Raw genomic sequence first — 20,729 nt, 5'->3', positions numbered from 1 at the left:
GTTCCGACCAGAAATCACCGATAGGTTCCGTTTCGTGTCCGGCTATTTATGGCGCCGAATAGGTCAGGCCCTGCTCGTGGTGGCCCTGGCGTATTCGGCCGTGTTCTTCATCCTCAATGTGCTGCCGGGCGATCCGATCGAGCAGCAGATCGCCAATCCCGAGAATCCGATCACCGACGACGAGGCCGATGCCCTGCGCGCCTACTACCGCCTCGACGAACCCGCACATGTACAGTTCGCGATTTCGCTCACCCGGTTGTTCTCGGGAGACCTCGGGTATTCGCTCAACAGCGGACAGCCGGTGGCCCGCCTGCTCGGCGAGGCGATCCCCTCGACGCTGGCGCTGGCCTCGGTCGCTTTCGTCCTCGCCGCGCTGATCGGTTTCGTACTGGCCGTGCTCGCGGTGTTCGTCCCGTGGGGGCCGGTGCGGGAAGCCGCCCGGACGCTGCCCGCGGTCTTCCTGTCCGTTCCCGCGTTCGTTTCCGGGCTCCTGGTCCTGCAACTCATTGCGTTCCAGCTGGGCTGGATGTCGGCGGTGCGCGACCAGGGCCTGCGCTCGGTGTTCTTCGCGGCGATACCGCTCGCGATCCCGGTGGCGGCGCCGATCGCGCAGATCCTGACCCAGGGACTCGCCAACGCCTACGGGCGGCCGTACGTGGAAGTGCTGCGGGCCAAGGGGTTGCCGTCGTACCGGATCGTTTTCGGGCACGTTGTCCGCAACGGGTCCATCCCGACGGTCACCATTGTCGCGATCACCGTGGGTGAACTACTCGCGGGTTCGGTCATCACCGAAACGGTATTCAACCGCACCGGGATCGGTTATCTCACCGAATCCGCCGTACGTAACCAGGACACCCCGATCATCCAGGCGGTGGTCATCTCGGTATCGGTGACCTTCGTGGTGGTGAACCTCCTGGTCGACCTGGTGTATCCACTGATCGACCCGCGGATCCGCAAGGCCACCGGCGCCGCGGCCCCGAAGACCCGGGCGGTGCCGGCATGACCGCGGTAGCCACCGTCGCGCTCACCGGCACGCGGCGACCGCGACTCCCGTTGAGCGCGTGGGATATCCCGGCCGTCGCCTTCCTGCTGCTGGTCACCGCGATGATCCTCGCGCCCGGCTGGGTGGCACCCTACGATCCGCTGGCGGAGAACCTGGCCGCGCCGCTGTCCGGCCCGAGCGTGGCGCACCCGTTCGGCACCGACTACCTCGGTCGCGATCTGCTCAGCCGGATCGTGGCGGGCACGGCGGCCACCATCAGCGGATCGTTCATCGCCGTCCTGATCGGTCTGCTGGCCGGTACGGCACTGGGCTTGGTGGCCGCGTATTTCGGGCGGTTGATCGACAGTATCGCCGGGCGGATCGTGGATGTCCTGCTGTCGATCCCCACGCTGCTGCTGTCCATCACCATCATCGTGGCGCTCGGCTTCGGCACCGTGAACGCCGCGGTCGCGGTGGGGATCTCCTCGGTGGCGGTATTCGCCAGGCTGGCGCGGTCGGAGGTGCTGGCCGTCCGGCATCTGCCGTTCGTGGAAGCTGCCGAGCATATGGGCGCCGGGCATCTGCGGCTGCTGCTGCGCCATGTCCTGCCCAATGCGTATTCGGCGGTGCTGTCGCTGGCCGCGCTGCAGTTCGGTACCGCGATCCTGGCCATCGCCTCGCTCAGCTTCCTCGGCTACGGGGCTCAGCCGCCGGACCCGGAGTGGGGTCTGCTCATCTCCGAGGGCCGCAACTACATCAACTCCCATCCCTACCTCGTGCTCTTTCCTTCGCTCGCGATCGTGCTGGCCGTGCTGGCGCTCGGCCGGATCGCGCACCTCATCCGGAGAAAGGTCGGCTGATATGACGCGCACCGATCCGCTGCTGGCGGTTTCCCACCTGAGTGTCGACTACGACGGCACGGGCCGGGGCCGCACCGGACCGACCGTTTCGGATGTCTCGTTCCGGGTCGACCGCGGGGAGATCGTGGCCGTGGTGGGGCAATCGGGGTCGGGGAAATCGACCATCGCCCGCGCTGTCCTCGGTCTGCTGCCGGACAGCGGCCGCATCGTCGGGGGCCGGGTGCTGCTGGCGGGTCGCGATATCACCCGGCTGGACCGCCGCGGCTGGCTCGAGATCCGCGGCAGCGCGGTGGGTTTCGTCCCACAGGATCCGCTCGGTTCGCTGGATCCGCTGCAGCGGATAGGTGATCAGATCGCCGAGGTCCTGGTGACGCACGGGCTTGCCCGGGGCCGCGCGGCGCGGCGGCGCGCCGTCGAGCTCTTGGACCGGGTCGGCATCGCGGAACCGGAGAAACGCGCCCGCCACTACCCGCACCAGCTCTCCGGCGGCCAGCAGCAGCGGGTGCTCATCGCGATCGCGATTGCCGGTGAACCCGATCTCCTCATCGCCGACGAGCCGACCTCCGCGCTCGATGTCACCGTGCAGCGCCGGATCCTGGACCTGCTCGACGATCTGCGCCGGGAACGCGGGCTCGGAATCGTATTCATCACCCACGATCTGGCGCTGGCCGAGAACCACAGCCACCGAGTCGTCGTGCTCTCCGAGGGTGTGGTGCGGGAGAGCGGGGAGACGGCGCGGGTGCTGCGATTCCCGGAGCACGAGTACACGCACCGGTTGATCGGCGACGCCCCGGCCCTGTCGCCGGACAAGTACGCCCGCCCGGCGCCGCTCGCCCGGGATAATCCGATATTGACGGTGCGGGACGTGAGCAAGGCGTTCCACACCGGAACGCCGGCCCTCGACCGGGTGAGTTTCACGGTCACCCCGGGGTCGGTACACGCGCTGGTCGGTGAATCCGGATCCGGCAAGACGACTCTCGCCCGGGCGCTGTCCGGGCTGACCCCCTTCGACTCCGGCGCGGTGACCATCGACGGTGTGTCCCTGGATTCCCGGGACTGGTCGAGCCCGCAGAAGCGCCGGGAACGGGCCCGCGTCCTCACCCTCGTCCAGCAGAACCCGCTCGCGGCCCTGGACCCCCGGCTGCCGGTCGCAGAGGCGGTGGCCGAACCGCTGGCCGTCAACCGGGTGGGGTCCCGCCGCTCCCGCCGCGCGGACGCCCGCGCGGCGCTGGACCGGGTGGGCCTGCCCACGGAGCTCGACAGCCGGAAACCGGCCGAAATATCCGGTGGTCAGCGCCAGCGGGTGGTACTCGCACGGGCGCTCGTCCGGCAGCCGCGCATTCTGGTGCTAGACGAGCCGACCTCGGCACTGGACGTGTCCGTCCAGGCGCAGACCATCGATCTGCTGCTGTCATTACAGCGCGAACTCGGGTTGACCCTCCTGTTCATCTCCCACGACCTCGCGCTCGTCCGCCAGATCGCCGACGACGTGAGCGTGCTGCACGACGGCAGACTGGTGGAAACCGGGCCGGTGCGGGAGGTTTTCGCCGCGCCCACCGCCGAATACACCCGGCGCCTGCTCGACGCCGTCCCGCGTTCCGCCGCCGTGGTGAGCGCGGCATGATCCGGCGCACGCTCCGTCTCCTGGCCGCTGCCGTTCTGGTCGCCGCCGCCGCGGCCGGATGCGCGGTCACCGGCGAAACCGATCGCCCGGTCACCCCCGGCCGGGGCGGGCATCTGACCTACCTCGATGCCGAAGCCTTGGCTTCCATGCAGATCCAGGTGAGCTACTGGCAGAACAGTCTGGTGAAGGACCAGGTGCTGGACCGGCTGGTCTACCAGGACCCCACCACCTTCGAATTCGTGCCGTGGATCGCCGAGAAGTGGACCGTGGACGAATCCGGCCGGATCTACACGTTCACCATCCGCGATGGTGTCAGCTTCAGCAACGGTCAGCCGTTGGACGCGGGCGCGGTCGAGCGCAATCTCGAATGGCAGTTCACCGGTGACAAGGCAAAGGGCATCACCGCCAACCCGGTCTTCCCGAAAACCGGAGCCACCATCATCTCCGACGACGCCACCCGTACGGTGACGGTCGAACTGGACGAGCCCTATGCACCGTTCGTCCCGGTGCTGTCGATCAATACGGCAGGCCTGGTCGCCGACGCGACCATCCAGGCGTCGAAGGAAACCCAGTCCATACCCACCAACCTGATCGGTTCGGGTCCGTTCGTGGTGGAATCCGAGGTCCCGGACAAGAAGGTCGTGCTGGCCAAGCGCCGCGGCTACGACTGGGCCCCGGCAACCGCGCCGCATCAGGGCGAGGCGTATCTGGATACGGTGACGGTCATCCCGGTCACCGAGGACAGTATCCGGGTGGGCGCGCTGCGCGCCGGGCAGGGCGATGTCATCCGCTATGCGCAGCCACCGGACGAAACACTGCTGCGCCGTGAGGGTTTCGAGGTGCGCGGGCTGCGCACACCCGGTCTGGCCAATACCCTCGATATCCGGCAGACGGCCCCCTTCCTCCGGGATATCGCCGTGCGGCGGGCGATCGGTTTCGGTATCGACCGGCAGGAGATCCTGAATACGCTCTACACCGACAACTGGCGGGCCGCGAAGAACATCGTCACCGAGAACTTCCCGGGCTACTCCGACCGCTCCGATGCGATCCGCTACGACCCGGCGGAAGCCGAGCGGCTCCTCGATACCGCGGGCTGGACCGCACGGGATCCGGCCGGCTACCGCACGAAGGACTGTCAGCGGCTGTCGGTACTCGTCTACGTCGACGTCTACGACCACACCGCCCGCCCGATGTACGAACTGATCCAGCGTCAACTGGGCCGGATCGGTATCCGGCTCGACGTACGGCAGACCGATTTCGCCAACTACCCGACCGCGAGCGTCGACGATTCCGTGGGCTTGCGCCGTAACGGCTGGCCGACACCGGATCCGGTGCGCCTGTCGCAGAACTACGACAGTACGGGTGGTGACCTCTACGCGTTGGACGATAGCGATCCGACCATCGATCGGCTGCTGCGGGCTCAGCTGGTGGAAACCGACCCCGGGCGGCGCGACCGGATTCTGCGCGAATACACCGATTACGTCATCGACAACGCCTACACCGTGCCGCTGCTCGAGGACACCCAGATCTTCGGGGTCGCGCCGCGGGTGCAGGGGCTGACCCATGCCGCGAACTCGGTGGCCTGGTTCTACAACGCATGGATCGACGACACAGGAAAGCGAGACTGAGATGTCCTTCGTCCTCGGCCTGGAGATACCGGACGAAACGCTCGCCCGGACGGTGGGCGCGGGCTTCGGCGACCTTCCCGAACTCCTCGACGACTCCGGAGCCGGGTACGTGGTGCTCGGCGCCGACCGGTCCCGCTTGCCCGGCGCCTCGGTGAACCCAGTGTTGGCGGCCACGGTATTCGCCCGTCGCACAGTGGGTTTGGGCCTGGTCACGACGGCCGCGCCGCAGCGGGACCACCCCTTCAATATCGCCCGCCGGATCGCTTCGCTCGATCACATCTCCCGTGGCCGGGCGGGCTGGCTGGCGGTGCGCGCCGACCTCGCGACCGCCCTCGGCGCCACCGCCACGGGTGTCTGGGCGTCGGGCGGCGAACCGGACGACGCCGCCCTGCTCGCCGACGCCGTGACGGCGGCCCGGGCCCTGTGGCGGACGTGGCCGCTGGAATCACTCACCCGGGACCCGGTGGTGCGCACACCGGATGCTCGTGACCGGTGTGACCTACCGGCATCCCGGGCTGCTCGCCAAAATTGTCACCACACTCGACGTGCTCTCCGGTGGACGCGCGGCGCTCGGGATCGGCGCCGCCTGGTTCGAACGGGAACATCACGGTCTCGGGGTGCCGTATCCGTCGACCGGCGAACGGTTCGACCGGTTGGAGGAGACATTGCGAATCTGCGGGCAGATGTGGGATCCGGATAACAACGGGCCGTTCGAGGGCAAGTACTACCAGCTGGCCGAGACATTGTGCGCGCCCCAGCCGCTGCACCGGCCGAAGGTGCTCATCGGAGGCGGCGGTGAGAAGCGGACATTGCGGCTGGTGGCGCGTTACGGCGATGCCTGCAACCTGTTCGCTTCCAGCACGGAGGAGGTCGCGCACAAGCTCGATGTGCTGCGGCGCCACTGCGATGATGCCGGAACCGATTACGAGCGGATCCGCAAAACCGTGCTGGCGGGCAGCCCGGACCCGGCGGCGCTCGACGATTTCGTACGGCAGATGGCCGGCTACGCCGCGCTCGGTGTGCATACGGCGATCGTTATGCCGCCCGGTGGGTCGCCGGCGGCGTGGGTCGACAGGGTGGCGCCCGTCGTGCCGCAGCTCGCCGACCTCTGACCGGGCCGGTGGTGGGCCGGAATCGGGAGCGGCGGAATCCGCCTTCGGAATCGATCGACGCCCTCGGCGATCTGTCCCACCACCCAGCGGCCGTCGTCGGAGACCAGCCATTCGATGAGCCGCGCCGGATCGTCGGGTGTGCCGGCGTGGCCACAAGAAAAGCATCGTGGACGGCATCGACGAGCGCCGGATCCAGGCCGGTGGTGTGGCGCTCGAGGTAACCGGTGTCGACGGGGCCCGGGTTCACGGTGTTGAGGACGATCCCGAGTTCGGTCAGTTCCGCCGCCACGGTCGCGGTCATCCCGGCCAGCACCGATTTGGCGGCGCCGTAGGCGATTTCGCCGCGCATCGGGCCGAGGTGCCGGCCGGAGGGTATCCAGATCACCCGGCCGCGGTCACCGACGTCACCGTGGCCGGGCCGGTACGGCTTCGCAAGCGCCTGGGTGACCAGCAGCACCGAGCGGGCGTCGACCGCCCAGTGCCCGTCCAGGGTGGCTGCGTCGATGTCGAACTGGTCACCCGGAGGACGCCCGGTGGAATCAGATGCCCGGTATCACGCGGAGGTCACGAATCTCGCCGAGCCGATCGAGGACTCCCTCGATGGCCGAATCGCTGATATCGAGATCTGCCAGGGCGCTGCGAATATCCCGCTCATCGATGGTGTCCACGGCACGCAGCACATCCTCGTCGAGCTGCTCCTTCGGATCGAAGGTGACGAAATCCGAACGCATGAGGAACGACTCACTGACAGACCCTGGGTCCGTCCTTGCCGGGTCCGGCGCTTCGGGGAAAGAGAACCCGTGGTCGTAGAGCACGAGGTCACCACTGCCATCCGCCCCGTAGTTGCCGCGCTGGCCGTCGGCTGCGCCGATGACGTAGTGCAGCACCGCGGCCCGTTGTCGTTGTAGGTCGTCGTATTTGGTGGCCCATTTCCACGGGCCGAACTCGACGAACTGCTGTACCGCGCATTCCTCTCCGTTCGGCCTGGCGACCAGTGCGGTGGGTGGCACCAGACCGAAACCGAAAAGGCGGTCCATCCGGTAGGCGGCGACTTCTCGCCGTGCGAGCGTTCCCGGCACATGCGGTAGCCAATCCCGATTGTCGAATTGCTCGCCGCTGGAAGGCTTCACGATGACCAGGCTCTCTTCGTTGCGCCAGGGTAACCGATCTGCGGCGCGCATGACCCGGACCGTATTCGTCGAATCGGGCAGGCGGCCTGTCCTCGCGTCATCGGGTGACAAGCGCATATGCTGCAGGCGCCGTTCCAACCCGTCCGGCCGATATCCCGGAGAACTCCGTATCCAGGGCACTTGCCCGCCGCGGTCGTCGAATCGCCACTGCGTCTCCAGCGCACGCAGACCCCGGTTGTCTTCTTCACCACAGCGCCGGTGTGCCTGACCGAGCCCGCTCCCGACTCCGCTGGACGGTCCCGCCGCGACCCGCGCGACTCCGTCCACGTCCTGAACCAGTCGGTCCTTCAGGCGAGCCAGGAGGTCGCGTAACACTTCGCTTATCGCCATCTGAGTCCTCGACTCGGGCACAACTGCGCGAGGAATGACCCCAGCGCCTCGGCCGTAGCAGCGGCCGGGCCCGTTCGGCCATCGACCCGGACCGACGGTACGGCAACGACTATCCGCTGCTGACCGGCAGCGGTACCGGTTGGGCGGGGACGGCGTCGGCCGCGAGGTCGCGGAAGATGCCGTTGCCGGGCGTGGTGCGGGAGAGGGCGTCGGCGGCGAGGATCACCGCGGCGCCGGTCCAGGTGGTGCGTTCCACCGGCCAGCGTTTCCCGTCGGCATAGACCAGGCCGGTCCAGTATGAGCCGTCGGTCTCGCGGAGATGCTGCATATTCGCGAACAGCTGGTGGGCGCGTTCGCGGTCGCCGAGGGCGTCGAGGGACAGCACCAGTTCGCAGGTTTCGGCGCCGGTGACCCAGGGGCGGTCCGAAACGCAGCGGATACCGATATTGCCGACGACGAACGTGTCCCAGCGTTCGGCGATCCGCGCGCGACCGGCGGGGCCGCGTAACGCGCCGCCGAGGACCGGGTAGTACCAGTCCATCGAGTACCGGTCTTTCGCCGTGAACAGCTCCGGATGTTCGCGCAGCGCGGTGCCGAGCCGGGTGCGGGCCAGTTCCCACTCCGGGTGCGGGTCACCCAGGCAACGCGCCAATTCCAGTGCGGCGCCGAGACTGTGGTACATGCTGGCCGACCCGGTCACCAGCGCTTCGGGCAGGATATCGGTGCCGTCGCGCAGCCAGTAGATCTGACCCTGGTCACCTTGGCAGTCGATGACGAGATCGATGGCCGCGCGGACCACCGGCCACATTTCGGCGGCGAAGGCGGTGTCACCGGTGGTCGCGAGGTAGTGCCAGAGGCCGGTGGCGATATAGGCGCAGAAGTTGACATCGGTGGCGGCGTTCTCGATCTCGCCGTCGCGGAACTGCATCGGCCACGACCCGTCGGGCCGCTGGGTGCGGGCCGACCAGGTGTAGGCGGCGACGGCTTCGTCGCGGAGCCCGGCCACGGTGAGCGCCATCGCGGATTCCACATGATCCCACGGGTCGGTGTGGCCGCCGGAGAACCAGGGGATGGCACCCGAGGGTTCCTGGTCGGCGGCGATGGATTGCGCGGTCTGCAGACATTGGCGGCGGGTGAGGACCGAGGGCACCGACGGTAGCTCAACCGGCGGCACGGGTCACCGCCGGTTTGCTGAAGTACAGGGCCACACTCTTACCGATCAGCGGGTCGAGTGCCTTTTCCGCGGCCCGGGTGAGCAGGGGTTGTTTCATCATGTCCCACACCAGCATCCGGTGGTAACCGCGCACCAGCGGATGATCGGGTTTGTCCACGCCGACCGCGCATTTGATCCACCAGTACGGCGAATGCAGGGCGTGCACATGGGTGCGGTGGGTGTGCCGCAGCCCGCGGGCAGTGATCTTGTCGCGTAGCTCGTCGGCCTTGTAGATGCGGATATGCCCGCCCTCGTTGGCGTGGTATTCGTCCGACAGCGCCCAGCACACACGTTCGGGCAGCCAGCGCGGGACGGTGACCACCAGTTGGCCGCCCGGGCGCAGCACGCGTACGAGTTCGGCGATGGCGGCGTCGTCGGCGGGCACGTGTTCGAGGATCTCGGAGGCGATCACGACATCGAATTCGCCCGCACCGTAGGGCAGGTCGAGGGCATTACCCTCGACGGCTTCGGCCTTCGCGCCGGCCGGGGCCTCCCCCACCTGCGCCATGGCTTCGAACATGGTGGCGACGTTCGCGAGTTCCGGTGCGTCCTGGTCGAAGGCGACCACATCGGCGCCGCGCCGGTAGGCCTCGAAGGAATGGCGTCCGGCTCCGCAGCCCACATCGATGACCCGGGTTCCGGGCCCGATGCCGGCGCGGTCGAAGTCGACGGTCAGCACGAGGCGCCTCCTGTGGTGGTGAGCTGGGCGGATGCGCCGGTCGCCCGGTCGCCTACGAGGCGCCCGGCGTGCCGGTCGATCGCGTTCTGATACACCTGCGCGGTCTGTGCGGCCACCGATTCCCAGCTGAATACGGAGACGGCGCGGTCCCGGCCCGCGGCTTGCATGCGCTGCCGGGTCTGCGGGGAGTCGAGCAGACGGCCGATCACCTCGACCAGGGCCGCCGAATCGCCGGGTTCGGTGAGTTCGGCGCAGACGCCGGGTTCGCCGACGACCTCCGGCAGGGCACCGGTGCGGCTGACCACGAGCGGAGTCCCCGAGGCCATAGCTTCCACCGCCGGCAGCGAGAAGCCCTCGTACAGGGACGGGATGCACGCGACCTCGGCCGAGGCGAGGAGTTCGGCGAGTTCGGTATCGGTCAGCCCGGGGCGGACGGTGACGATATCGGAGAGCCCGAGTTCGGCGATCTGTTTCTCGGTCGGCCCGTTCGGTTCCAGCTTCGCGACCAGCTGCAGTTCCACCTTGTGGGTGATCCGCAGCCGGGTGAGTGCCTGCAGGAGGTGCGAGATGCCCTTGAGCGGTTTGTCGGCGCTGGCGACGGCGACGATCCGGCCGGCCACCCGCGGCCCGCGCGGCGCGAACAATTCGGTGTCCACACCGAGGGGGACCACTTTCAGCTGCGCCGGGTCGACACCGAAATCGTCGGCGATATCGGTCGCCGACGAGGTGGATACGGTGAGCAGATCGGGGATCTGCCGGGCGATGCGCTGCTGCATACCGAGGAACCCGTACCAGCGGCGCACGAGCGGTTTGCGCCGCCAGATCGCGGCCGCCAGATCGACCTCACGGTCCTTGGTGATGGGGTGGTGCACGGTGGCGACCAGCGGCAGCCGCCGCGCGATATCGAGCAGGCCGCTGCCCAGGCACTGGTTGTCGTGGACGACGTCGAAATCCTGGATCCGGTCGCGCAGGATCCGCGCCGCCCGCAGACTGAACGTGCGGGGTTCGGGGAATCCGGCGGTCCACATGGTGGCCAGTTCCAGCAGGTCGATCCGGTCACGGATCTCGCTGGGCCGCGGGGTGCGGAACGGGTCGTCCTCACGGTAGAGGTCCAGGCTGGGCACCTCGGTCAGGGTCACGCGCGGGTCGAGGTCGGCCGGATAGGGCTGGCCGGAGAACACCTCCACCTGGTGGCCGAGTTCGGCCAGTCCGGCGCTGAGCCGGCGCACATAGACCCCCTGCCCACCGCAATGAGGCTTGCTGCGGTAGGACAACAAGGCGATTCGCACGGCTAGCTGACCTCACGGGTGATCGAATTCATGTCCCGCAGTTTGCCAGCCAGGCGTTCGAGGTAGGCACGCACCTCCGGTTCCGGCTTGTCCGGCAACCCGTACAGCACATCGGTCACGCCGTCGGCGGCCCAGGCGGCCAGCCGGTCGGCGTCGGGTTTGAAGTCCAGTGCCACCACTCGCGGGGCACCCTCGCGGCCGGCATCGGCCCACGCCTTCTTCAGGTTCGCCAGGCGGTCGGAGATATCGGTTTCGCCGGGGGTGGTGATCCAGCCGTCGGCGTGGGCGGCGATCCATGCGCAGGTGCGTTCGGTGCCTGCGGCGCCGATGAGCACGGGAACGGTGCGGTCGACCGGCTTGGGCCAGGCCCAGCTCGGTCCGAACTGCACGAAGTTGCCGTCGTAGGACGCCTCGTCCTCGCGCCACAGGGCGCGCATGGCCTCCAGGTACTCACGCAACGCGGTGCGGCGTTTGTTACCGGGGATGCCGTGGTCGGCCAGCTCGTCGGTGTTCCAGCCGAAACCGGCGCCGAGGGTGACCCGGCCGCCGGACAGGTGATCGAGGGAGGCAATGGTTTTGGCAAGGGTGATGGGGTCGTGTTCGACCGGCAGCGCGACCGCGGTGGCGAGTTCGATCCGTTCGGTGACAGCGGCCGCCATGGCCAGCGAGACCCAGGGGTCGAGGGTGCGCATATAGCGGTCGTCGGGCAGGGTCGCGTCCCCGGTCTGCGGGTGCGCGGCCTCGCGCTTCACCGGGATATGAGTGTGTTCGGGGACGTAGAAAGAGGAGAATCCGTTGTCCTCGGCCGCGCGGGCGGCGGCGGCGGGACTGATCCCGCGATCACTGGTGAACAGAACGATGCCGAAACGCATACCTGAGCCTTGTCTGTCGGGGTGGTGGAGCGGGCCGCGGCAGCGTCCCGGAGGAGATGGTCACTGACCGTTGCGAGCGGCCTTCTTCGCGGCTTTTGCGTGCTGATCGATCTGGGCGCCGATCACATGGTCCAGCGAGGTGCCGGCGGGCCAGCCCACGTAGTGGCACAGGAACAGGGAGATTTCGCGCAGCGCGGTGTCGTCGAGTTCGCCGTTCTTCAGCGCGGCGCCGATCTGGATACCGGCGACATCGAACAGGCCCTGCGCGGTGAGCGCGCCGAGCAGCAGCAGCCGCCGGTCCCGCAGCGACAGCCCGGGGCGGGACCAGATATCGGCGAACAGGTGGTCGGCGGTGACGGCGAAATGGTCGCCGGGGCCGTCCTGGAATTCCCATCCGTAGACTTCCGCCATTTTGGCCAGGCCCCGCTCCCGCACCGTGGGTTGCACGGCGGGGTCGTTCGCCGCGGGCTGGGTCGTGGGATCGGTCATGCTGCTCCTTCGGCGCCGCAACGGTCCGGCGAAAGTGTCTGGACAGGTGTACGGAATATAATTCGGACACTCTCCGCCACGCAAGAACGTGTTCTCGTCGGCCCGTCGCCCGACCGTTCGACCACCGGCCGCGGCGGCATTCGCAAATCGACCCGAACCGGCGCCGGGTTCTGGAAAAATCGCTGAATCGTTGTCGGACGCAGTTGCCGGTGGTAGCGTCCAGACACATGTCCAGCTATGTGTCTTCCCCAGGGGGCGACCCCTCGCGAACCGGGAAGAACTCGTTCTCGGAATATCCGACGCCGAGGGAGCACACACCATGAAGATCGTGGCCGATATGGACCTGTGCCAGGGGCACGCCGTCTGCGCCGCCGAGGCGCCGGACATCTTCGCCGTACCCAAACGCGGCCAGGTGGAGATCCTCGACCCGACTCCCGGCCCCGAACACAAGGCCGATGTCGAGAATGCCGTGCGCTATTGCCCTACCCAGGCCCTCTTGCTCGTCGACGACACGGACTGAGCGACCCACACCGCCCGTTGTGGACACTCGGCCCGACGAGCACAGCAACCGAACCGACTCACAGCCCACAGGTTCTTTTCGAAAGGGAACAACACCGATGACAGGTTTCGATCGCGCCGAACTCGACGAGATGGTGCGCCGCTGGATCGCCGAGAACGAACGCTGCGAGAAGCTGGGTGACTGGAAGCCGCTGGCCGATATGTACACCGAGGACGCCACCTACGGCTGGAACTACGGTCCCAAGGACGAGTTCATGGCGGTGGGCCGCGACGAGATCCGCGAACTGGCCCTCGGTCAGGAAATGGAAGGCCTACAGGGCTGGGAGTACCCGTACCAGCAGTTCGTCATCGACGAGCGCAGCGGCGACTGCATCGGGTTCTGGAAACAGCAGTACACCACCACGCCCCGGGAAGACGGCAGCCTGTACACGGTGAACGGGATCGGCGGCAGCTGGTTCCGGTACGGCGGCAACTACCAGTGGTCCTGGCAGCGCGATTTCTTCGATTTCGGGAACGTCTCGGCGCTGTTCCTGGAGATGATGACGAACAAGGCGATGTCGGAGCCGATGAACGAGCGGATCGCGAAATCCACCGCCTCCCGGCTGCCCGGCTGGTACCGGATCGGCACCGCGCCGGCGTCGCTGTGGTGACTCCGATGACCGTACCCACCAGCAGGTTCCACGCGCTGGGCCGCGAAGCTCTGGCGGCACTGGTTCCCGAGCTGCTGTTGTGCGGGCAGCTCATCGACCGATCCGGGATGGCGCATTGTATTTCCGCCTTCGGCCGGGAGGGGATGGCCGAAGTCGCGATCGAGGAATGGCAGCTGTCCAGCCCGATCTACACCCGCCGGATGCAGCAGGCCCTCGGATACACCGGCGACGATATCGTCACCATCTTCAAGGGTCTGCAGCTCGATATCGGTGCGCCACCGCAGTTCATGGATTTCCGGTTCCGGGTCGACGATTCCCGCCACGGCGAGTTCTGGCTCGACCACTGCGGTGCACTCACCGATGTGGAGCCCATGGGCGAGCCCTATGTGAAGGCGATGTGTCATGACATCGAGGACCCCACCTTCGACGCCACCGCACTGGCAACCAACAAGTACGCCCAGGTCCGGCCGATCCACCGCCCGCCGCGCGTCCCCGCCGACCGGCACCCGGTGTGCGCGTGGACGGTGATCATCGACGAATCGCACACCCCGCCGGAGGTTCCGCGCAATGCGCCGCTGGTCGCGGAATCGGTGGCCGCCCGGCTACCGCTCGCCGCGATCGACCCCGCCGGCGAGGGCCGCGGGGACTACAGCGGACCGCTGCTCAGCGATCTGCGGTTCCCGGATTTCTCCCATTCCGCACTCGTACGCATCGCCGAGGAGGTGTGCCTGCAGCAGCATCTGCTGGTACTCGGTTTCATGATCGCCGTCCACGAACGCACCGACGACGATTCGGCGCTGGAAATCGGGCGTAAACAGTTCACCGGGATCGCCGGGGTCGCCTCCGAACGAATCCGCGCCTGCCTCGGACTGGGCGACGATATGGACGCGCTCGCGCAGGTCCTGCGTATCCACCCGGCGCTGAACCCGCTGCACTACACCGATGCCGAAGTCGAGCCCGGCATCGATTGCGTGCGGATCCGGTTCCCCGGCGCCAGCGGTGCGCTCACCGACCGCGCGTGGCCGTCGATGATCGATCCCGATCATCTCGGGCCACTGGATTCCCTGGTGCGGGGCGTGAACCCGCACTTCCACAGCCGAGTCACCGATCACGGTCCCGGCGGCTGGACCGCCGAGATCACCGCGGCCGCCGAACCGTTCGACGAGTTCTCGGAAGTGGCGATCACCCGGTTCAGCACCGGCGTCGAATTCACCTTCACCGACCGCGGAATACCGCTCCCCCTCACCGTTCTCTGACCCTCCCCGCCCAGGGAGGTTCCGCCAGCACCGCAGGATTGATATGGCAAATAATTTCGCCGACCTGTTCGAGCACTCCGTCGACGCCATGCCCGACCGGATCGCCCTCATCGAACAGGGCCGGCGCATCACCTACCGCGAACTGGACGAGCGGGCCAACCGGCTCGCCCACCATCTCGCGTCGGTGGGCGTCGGACGCGGAACCCACGTCGGGTTCCAGATGCACAACAGCATCGATACGATGCAAACGCTGATCGCCTGCTTCAAACTGGCGGCGGCCCCGGTGAACATCAACTTCCGGTACGGGCCGGAAGAACTCGCCTACCTCTACGACAACGCCGACCTCGAACACCTCGTCTACCACGCCTGCTACGGGGATGCGGTGCGCGCCGCGGCGCAGCGGTCACCGCGACTGAAATACATGTTGTGCGCCGCGGACGACCGGACCGCGGCGGATACAGGCGTGGACTGCCTGGCCGAGGTCACCGCCGCCGCGCCCGCGACCCGCCCCGACGTCACCCGCACCGCCGACGACCGGTTCATCATGTACACCGGCGGCACCACCGGGATGCCCAAGGGGGTGCTGTGGCGGCAAGAGGATATGTGGCGAGTGCTCGGCGGCGGAATCGACTTCTACAGCAACGAACCCGTCGCCGACGAATACCAGCAGTCCCGCACCGGCGCGGCCGGTGAACCTTCCACCTGGTTGATACTGCCGCCGCTGATGCATCTGGCGGCAATGATGCCCACGTTCATCGCGCTGTGGTCGGGCAACTGCGTGATCTTCGAACCCCGCTTCACTCCGGCCGCCGTCTGGCAGACGGTCGCCGCGGAGCACCCCGGGGTCATGGTGATCACCGGCGACGCCATGGCCCGGCCGCTGATCGACACCTACCGCGCCGGCCCGGTGGACACCACCGGCCTGTTCATGATCGCCTCCGGCGCGGCGCTGCTCACCCAGGCCACGAAGAACGATCTGCTGGACCTGATCCCGAACCTGTTCGTCTCCGATTCCATCGGCTCCTCCGAAACCGGTTTCGGCGGGATCGGATTCGCCCAACGCGATAGCGACCCGACCCGCAAACCACGCGTGTCGATCGGCCGCGGCGCGGTGGTCGTCGACGACGACGGCCGCCCTGTCCAACCCGGTGACCAGGGCTGGCTGGCGAAGACCGGGGCGGTGCCGCTGGGCTACTACAAGGACGAGGCCAAGACCGCAAAACTGTTCAAAACGGTCGACGGTGCACGGATCGTCATCACCGACGACCGGGCCACCCTGGAGGACGACGGCACGATCAGCCTGATCGGCCGCGGCAATATGGTCATCAACACCGGCGGGGAGAAGGTATTCGCCGAAGAGGTGGAGGGCGTGGTGAAAGCCCATCCCGCCGTCTACGACGCGACGGTGATCGGGGTCGATCACCCGCGCTGGGGCCAGCAGGTGGCCGCGGTGGTGAGCCTGGCGGCCGGTGCGGGCGGGGCGCTGGACCTACCCGGCCTGCAAGCCCATGTCCGAGGCCATCTCGCCGGATACAAGGTGCCGCGCGCGATCTGGGTCACCGAGTCGGTAACCCGTTCTCCGAGTGGGAAACCCGACTACACGTGGGCCCGGAAGTACGCGGCCGATCGCGCGCCCGACTATCGCGCCGACTGAAAGTAGGCCGCCCCGAACTCGCGCCGTGCACGCACGGCCGTTCGCGGCTCCGGTCCACACCCGCAGCCCGGATCGCTACCCTGGCCGCGGACGGCTCGAGGCCACCGCGGAGCGCGGGTCCCGCACGCTCGGCGAGCATTGTCCGCTGGTCGACTCCGGTTCGGCCGGCGGCACCGCAGTACTGCGCGAGTTCCCTCGTATCCGGCCGAGGAGGCGGGTGGCCGCAGATCACCGGCGCCGAACGCGGTACGCCGGACCCGGTTACCGTTCCGGACCCGGTTGCGGTGCGGGCGCCGCACCGGCCCGGACAAGTCGCTGTGCGAGCGTGTGACAGCGTGCCGCCAGTTCCGGCGGGTCGAGCACCTCGAACTCGTGCCCGAGCAACAACACGTGGGCGAGTACGCGATCGAGATCGTCGGCGCCACTGATCAGCTCGCAGTGGCCGCTTCCGCGTGGTCGTACCACGGCCGCGGCCGCCGGAACCTGGTCGCGGACCGTTTCTGCCGGTGCGTGCACGAGGAAACGTGCACTGTGCGTGTAGGCCCGGCTCGCCACGCCCTCCTGCACGTACGTGGCGGCGGCGGGGGCGGGTCGCGGGCGGAAACGCCAGGTGCGGGCGGTGACCGCGGTCATCCGGTCGACGCGGAAGGTGCGCCAGTCGTCGCGGTCGAGGTCGTAGGCCAGCAGATACCAGCGCCGGTCCGAAGCCACCAGGCGATACGGTTCGACCCGGCGGCGTTGTGCCCCGCCGGCGGCGGGATAGTGGAAACCTGCCTCGACCTCGTCGCGGCAGGTTCGGGCCAATGTCATCAGTGCTTCGGCGTCGACCGGCGGGCGGCCGCTGCCGAAGGATTCCACCGAGCCGGCCAGTGTGCGCACCTCCTGCCGCAGCCGGGTGGGGAGTACCCGGTCGATTTTGGTCAGCGCCCGCAACGCGGCATCACCGGTGCTCGCGCCACCCGCGCCCACGAGCAGTGATACCGCGGTGGCGATCGCTTCCTCGTCGTCGAGCAGCAGGGGCGGTAGATCCTGTCCGGGCCCGAGCCGGTAGCCGCCGCCGACACCTTGCCCGGCGTATACGGGGTAGCCGAGCGCGCGCAGCCGCTCGATATCGCGCCGGATCGTGCGCGCGGTGACCCGCAGCCGCTCGGCGAGTTCGGGACCGGTCCACACCCGGCGCTGCTGCAACAACCCGAGCAGGGTCAGCACCCGCTCGGTCGTCCCCCGTTCGTCACTGTCTGCCACACAGTCCAGCTTTCCAGAGATAGCGGACCGATCCTGTCCGCCATAGGTGCCAAGGTGGCGTTATGGACACCGACACACTCGACTGGAATCGAACCTTGCGTGAGCAGATCGAGTTCCACTGGAACCACCAGCTGCGCGACCGGCTCCGGGGCCTCACCGATGACGAGTACTTCTGGTCGCCGGTGCCGGGAGCCTGGAGCGTGCGGCCCCGCGGCACCTCGTCCGCACCGATTCAGGCCGGCACCGGGGAGTTCACCATCGACTACGGTTTCCCCGAGCCGGACCCCGCACCGTTCACCACCATCGCCTGGCGGCTCGGGCATGTCATCGTCGGCGTGCTCGCCACCCGCAATGCGGCACATTTCGGCGCGCCTGCCGCGTCCTACGAATCGTGGGAGTACGCCGGCGACGCGAGAACGGCATTCGACCAGCTCGACACCCAGCTGGGTGTCTGGCTGGACGGTGTGCGGGGTCTCGGTGATACCGCGCTGGCCGTCCCGGTCGGCCCGAAGGAGCCCTACCCGGACGCGCCCATGGCCGACCTGGTGCTACATATCCACCGGGAACTGATCCACCATCTGTCCGAAGTATGCCTGCTACGCGATCTCTATCTGCAGACCCACGCCACGAACGGAGAATTGCGATGAGCCGCGATATCCAGATCACCTTCGACGCCCGCGATCCCCGGGCGCTGTCGACCTTCTGGCGCGACGTCCTGGGCTACGTCCATCCCGGCCCGCCGGGAGTCGAGCTGCCCGAGGGTGCCGATCCGCTGGCCGCATGGGACGAGTTCCTCGCCCGGATCGGTGTGCCGCCCGAACAGCGCAATACGCGGTCGGCAATCGAGGATCCGGAGGGCCGCGGGCGGGTGTTTTTTCAGCAGGTTCCCGAAGACAAGGTCGCCAAGAACCGGGTGCACCTCGATGTCCGCGCGGCCCCGGGATTGCAGGGCGATGAGCGGATGGCAGCCTTGGAGGTCGAATGCGAACGACTGGTCGCTCTGGGCGCGACCCGGGTGCAGCGTTTCGAACCGCACCCGCCGATGGAAAGCGGTTTCATCGTGATGACCGACCCCGAGGGCAACGAGTTCTGCCTGGACTGATCCGGCGGCCTTCACCGCCCGACCGGCCGCCCAGGCCCGGGCCGGCACCGCGTAACCGTGATCGGAGACGCGATGTTCTGCCGGGGCGAGGTCGGCCGGTCTCGGATCGTCGCCCACCGCAGCACTCGCCCTGGGCGGCTATCTGCACGCCGTCGGCGACACCCTCGCGGTCCGCGATACCGGCGATGTCCGGGCGGACGGGAGAGCATTGTGGTCGCCTTCGTCGACCTGGTCACACGACGGCCGGAGGGTCCGTATTCGCCCAGCTCATCGGCGCCGCGCAAACCGACCCGGAACTGGCGGCCCAGTTCGGCCACCACTACTTCGGCCCCCGCCGCCGCGAGGTGTTCGCCCTGCTCGAGCGGGCGAAGCAGCGCCGGCAACTCCGCGCCGACGCCGATATCGGGATTCTCGTGGATCTCATCTGGGGAGCCTGCTACATCCGCCTGCTCCTGCCGCATCTCACCGACCAGCTCACCGCGGATTTCGCGCGCGAGGTCGTCCGCGAAGTCCTCTCCCGTGCGCTGGTCGACTCCCCTGCCCGTGACGACCCCGAATGAGGCCGGACGCGCCGGACGCTCATCGGCACGCCGCCCTGGCGGGCGCCGGTAACCTCCGCCGGGATCAGCCCATCGGCGTTTCGGCGGACGGGGCGATCCGTTCGAGGATGCGGAGCGAGCTGGTGGCCGAGACCTCGCGGAATTCGCCGCTGTCGAGGGCGCGGCGGTAGATGCCGTAGGGTGCCTGCCCGCCGTCGGCGGGGTCGGGGAAGACGTCGTGGATGGCCAGGGCGCCGCCGGGCACGACCCATTTCGCCCAGCCGCGGTAGTCGCGGTCGGCGGCTTCCTCGGTATGCCCGCCGTCGATGAACAGGAATTCGATCGGGGTGCGCCAGGTTTGCGCGACGCGCGCGGAGGCGCCGACGATCGCGAGCACGGTATCGCTCAGCCCCGCGGTATCGATGGTGTGCCGGAATCGGGGCAGCGTGTCGAAGCGGCCGGTGACCGGATCGACCAGGGAGGTGTCGTGGTACTCCCAGCCGGGCTGGTGTTCTTCGGAGCCGTGGTGGTGGTCGACGGTGAACACTACTCCGCCCTGCGCGCGGGCGGCGGCACCCAGAAGTATCGCGGATTTACCGCAGTACGTGCCGATTTCGGTGATCACCCCGCCGCGGCAGTACGTCACCGCGGCGGCATGCAGGGCCCGGCCCTCGTCCTCCGGCATGAAACCGGTGGCGCGGCGGGCGTGGTCGAACAGTTGCTCGTCGGTCAGCGGTGCGGTGGGGGCTGGGGCAGTCATCGGAGGTGTGGTCTCTCTTCCGCAAAATCACGTCTGGCTCGGCGGTGACCGACACTACCCCTCCCCTGGGCCGGGGAGTCGGTTGATCCGGTACGGCACCGACACTACTATCTAGACACATGTCCGAAGGCGATTCCAGAATTCTCGAGGCCACCCGGCGCCGGCTGAGCGGAAAACAGGCGGACACTGTCGACAAGCTCACCAGGGCCGCCATGGAAGTGCTCTCGCGGGAAGGTTTCGCCGGACTCACCATCCGGATGGTCGCCGGTGCCGCCGGCGTGGGTACCGCCACCGCCTACACCTACTTCTCCTCGAAGGAGCATCTGGTCGCAGAGATCTTCTGGCGCCGGCTGCGGTCGTCGGAAACACCGGTCAGCGAAGATGCCGACCCCACGGTGCGGGTACTGGCCGAACTGCGCGGTATCGCACTGCTGGTGGCCGACGAACAAGAGTTGTCGGGCGCGGTGACCAGCGCGCTACTCGGCCGCGACCCGGACGTCCAGCATCTGCGCACCCGCATCGGAGTGGAGATCCGCCACCGCCTCACCCGCGCGCTGGAACCGGAAGCCGACCCCGGCACCGTGGAATCACTGGAACTGCTGTACGCGGGCGCGCTGGTGCGCGCCGGGATGGGGTACGAGTCCTACGCCGATATCGCCGACCGACTGGAACGTGCCGCCTTGCTCATCCTGAAATAACCCGGGCAGCCCGGACTCTGCGTGCCCCAACCGGCGAA

The 20,729-nt window shown here is 68.1% G+C and carries 21 protein-coding genes and 2 pseudogenes; 14 read left to right on the top strand and 9 right to left on the bottom strand.

Annotated features, from left to right (window positions below):
* Positions 1-34: 34 nt before the first annotated feature.
* The 6 genes and pseudogenes from ACFWPH_RS17780 to ACFWPH_RS17755 all read left to right on the top strand — a co-directional run.
* Positions 35-1,003, top strand: coding sequence for an ABC transporter permease (locus tag ACFWPH_RS17780; protein ID WP_378752235.1), 969 nt, complete (start codon positions 35-37; stop codon positions 1,001-1,003).
* Positions 1,000-1,842 (top strand): ABC transporter permease, encoded by an 843-nt coding sequence (locus ACFWPH_RS17775; RefSeq protein ID WP_378752233.1) that lies wholly within the window; start codon positions 1,000-1,002, stop codon positions 1,840-1,842. The genes ACFWPH_RS17780 and ACFWPH_RS17775 overlap by 4 nt, the downstream gene beginning before the upstream one ends.
* A 1-nt stretch (position 1,843) precedes the next feature.
* Complete coding sequence (locus tag ACFWPH_RS17770) at positions 1,844-3,466, top strand: dipeptide ABC transporter ATP-binding protein (RefSeq protein WP_378752231.1); 1,623 nt, start codon at positions 1,844-1,846, stop codon at positions 3,464-3,466.
* On the top strand, positions 3,463-5,094 hold the full coding sequence (locus ACFWPH_RS17765) for an ABC transporter substrate-binding protein (RefSeq protein ID WP_378752229.1): 1,632 nt from the start codon (positions 3,463-3,465) through the stop codon (positions 5,092-5,094). Before ACFWPH_RS17770 ends, ACFWPH_RS17765 begins: the two co-directional genes overlap by 4 nt.
* Positions 5,030-5,521 (top strand): annotated as a pseudogene (locus ACFWPH_RS17760) (LLM class flavin-dependent oxidoreductase); the annotation flags it as partial. The gene ACFWPH_RS17765 and the pseudogene ACFWPH_RS17760, both read left to right, overlap by 65 nt.
* 52 nt (positions 5,522-5,573) lie before the next feature.
* Positions 5,574-6,206, top strand: a pseudogene (locus ACFWPH_RS17755) (TIGR03560 family F420-dependent LLM class oxidoreductase); the annotation flags it as partial.
* On the opposite strand, the gene ACFWPH_RS17750 reads toward ACFWPH_RS17755, so the two are convergent.
* From ACFWPH_RS17750 to ACFWPH_RS17720, 7 genes are all read right to left on the bottom strand, one after another.
* Entirely contained in the window at positions 6,130-6,711 is a 582-nt protein-coding gene (locus ACFWPH_RS17750; RefSeq protein ID WP_378752666.1) for an SDR family NAD(P)-dependent oxidoreductase, read from the bottom strand. The pseudogene ACFWPH_RS17755 and the gene ACFWPH_RS17750 sit on opposite strands and share 77 nt — an antisense overlap.
* A 34-nt stretch (positions 6,712-6,745) precedes the next feature.
* Positions 6,746-7,726 (bottom strand): hypothetical protein, encoded by a 981-nt coding sequence (locus ACFWPH_RS17745; protein ID WP_378752227.1) that lies wholly within the window; start codon positions 7,724-7,726, stop codon positions 6,746-6,748.
* A gap of 109 nt (positions 7,727-7,835) precedes the next feature.
* Positions 7,836-8,900 carry a prenyltransferase gene (locus ACFWPH_RS17740; RefSeq protein ID WP_378752225.1) on the bottom strand — a complete coding sequence of 355 codons (1,065 nt, stop codon included), beginning with the start codon at positions 8,898-8,900 and terminating at the stop codon, positions 7,836-7,838.
* Complete coding sequence (locus ACFWPH_RS17735; protein ID WP_378752223.1) at positions 8,887-9,618, bottom strand: class I SAM-dependent methyltransferase; 732 nt, start codon at positions 9,616-9,618, stop codon at positions 8,887-8,889. Before ACFWPH_RS17735 ends, ACFWPH_RS17740 begins: the two co-directional genes overlap by 14 nt.
* Positions 9,612-10,907, bottom strand: a complete 1,296-nt coding sequence (locus ACFWPH_RS17730) for a glycosyltransferase family 4 protein (RefSeq protein ID WP_378752221.1) — start codon at positions 10,905-10,907, stop codon at positions 9,612-9,614. The genes ACFWPH_RS17735 and ACFWPH_RS17730 overlap by 7 nt, the downstream gene beginning before the upstream one ends.
* A gap of 2 nt (positions 10,908-10,909) precedes the next feature.
* Positions 10,910-11,779 (bottom strand): LLM class F420-dependent oxidoreductase, encoded by an 870-nt coding sequence (locus tag ACFWPH_RS17725; protein ID WP_378752219.1) that lies wholly within the window; start codon positions 11,777-11,779, stop codon positions 10,910-10,912.
* A gap of 60 nt (positions 11,780-11,839) precedes the next feature.
* The gene (locus ACFWPH_RS17720) at positions 11,840-12,268 is read right to left on the bottom strand and encodes a carboxymuconolactone decarboxylase family protein (protein ID WP_378752217.1); all 429 of its coding nucleotides are present in this window, start codon (positions 12,266-12,268) and stop codon (positions 11,840-11,842) included.
* A gap of 319 nt (positions 12,269-12,587) precedes the next feature.
* Between ACFWPH_RS17720 and ACFWPH_RS17715 the strand changes: the two genes are divergently transcribed.
* The 4 genes from ACFWPH_RS17715 (at position 12,588) to ACFWPH_RS17700 (ending at position 16,347) form a co-directional block, all read left to right on the top strand.
* Positions 12,588-12,788: a ferredoxin gene (locus ACFWPH_RS17715; protein WP_378752215.1), complete on the top strand. Its 201-nt coding sequence runs from the start codon at positions 12,588-12,590 to the stop codon at positions 12,786-12,788.
* A 97-nt stretch (positions 12,789-12,885) separates the two neighbouring features.
* On the top strand, positions 12,886-13,437 hold the full coding sequence (locus ACFWPH_RS17710; RefSeq protein WP_280463045.1) for a nuclear transport factor 2 family protein: 552 nt from the start codon (positions 12,886-12,888) through the stop codon (positions 13,435-13,437).
* A gap of 5 nt (positions 13,438-13,442) precedes the next feature.
* On the top strand, positions 13,443-14,693 hold the full coding sequence (locus tag ACFWPH_RS17705; protein ID WP_378752213.1) for a hypothetical protein: 1,251 nt from the start codon (positions 13,443-13,445) through the stop codon (positions 14,691-14,693).
* 43 nt (positions 14,694-14,736) lie between these two features.
* Positions 14,737-16,347, top strand: coding sequence for an acyl-CoA synthetase (locus ACFWPH_RS17700; protein WP_378752211.1), 1,611 nt, complete (start codon positions 14,737-14,739; stop codon positions 16,345-16,347).
* Positions 16,348-16,608: 261 nt separating this feature from the next.
* On the opposite strand, the gene ACFWPH_RS17695 is transcribed toward ACFWPH_RS17700, so the two are convergent.
* Entirely contained in the window at positions 16,609-17,592 is a 984-nt protein-coding gene (locus ACFWPH_RS17695; RefSeq protein WP_378752209.1) for a helix-turn-helix transcriptional regulator, read from the bottom strand.
* A gap of 62 nt (positions 17,593-17,654) precedes the next feature.
* Between ACFWPH_RS17695 and ACFWPH_RS17690 the strand changes: the two genes are divergently transcribed.
* The 3 genes from ACFWPH_RS17690 to ACFWPH_RS17680 all read left to right on the top strand — a co-directional run bounded on the left by ACFWPH_RS17690 (position 17,655) and on the right by ACFWPH_RS17680 (position 19,254).
* Positions 17,655-18,239 (top strand): DinB family protein, encoded by a 585-nt coding sequence (locus ACFWPH_RS17690; RefSeq protein WP_378752207.1) that lies wholly within the window; start codon positions 17,655-17,657, stop codon positions 18,237-18,239.
* A complete protein-coding gene (locus tag ACFWPH_RS17685; RefSeq protein WP_378752205.1) occupies positions 18,236-18,694 on the top strand; it encodes a VOC family protein in 459 nt (152 codons plus the stop codon). Before ACFWPH_RS17690 ends, ACFWPH_RS17685 begins: the two co-directional genes overlap by 4 nt.
* Positions 18,695-18,879: 185 nt before the next feature.
* On the top strand, positions 18,880-19,254 hold the full coding sequence (locus tag ACFWPH_RS17680; protein WP_378752203.1) for a TetR-like C-terminal domain-containing protein: 375 nt from the start codon (positions 18,880-18,882) through the stop codon (positions 19,252-19,254).
* A 64-nt stretch (positions 19,255-19,318) separates the two neighbouring features.
* Here the strand turns inward: ACFWPH_RS17680 and ACFWPH_RS17675 are convergent, their stop codons facing one another.
* Positions 19,319-19,993: a class I SAM-dependent methyltransferase gene (locus ACFWPH_RS17675; RefSeq protein ID WP_378752201.1), complete on the bottom strand. Its 675-nt coding sequence runs from the start codon at positions 19,991-19,993 to the stop codon at positions 19,319-19,321.
* Between the two features lie 119 nt (positions 19,994-20,112).
* Here ACFWPH_RS17675 and ACFWPH_RS17670 point away from each other — a divergent pair, with 119 nt between their 5' ends.
* Positions 20,113-20,691, top strand: coding sequence for a TetR/AcrR family transcriptional regulator (locus tag ACFWPH_RS17670; protein ID WP_378752199.1), 579 nt, complete (start codon positions 20,113-20,115; stop codon positions 20,689-20,691).
* Positions 20,692-20,729 lie beyond the last annotated feature (38 nt).

It is taken from the genome of Nocardia sp. NPDC058499 (assembly GCF_042719915.1).
Taxonomy (GTDB): domain Bacteria; phylum Actinomycetota; class Actinomycetes; order Mycobacteriales; family Mycobacteriaceae; genus Nocardia.
The sequence above is the reverse complement of the archived record's forward strand: the minus strand, read 5'-3'. Positions and strand labels throughout refer to the sequence as shown.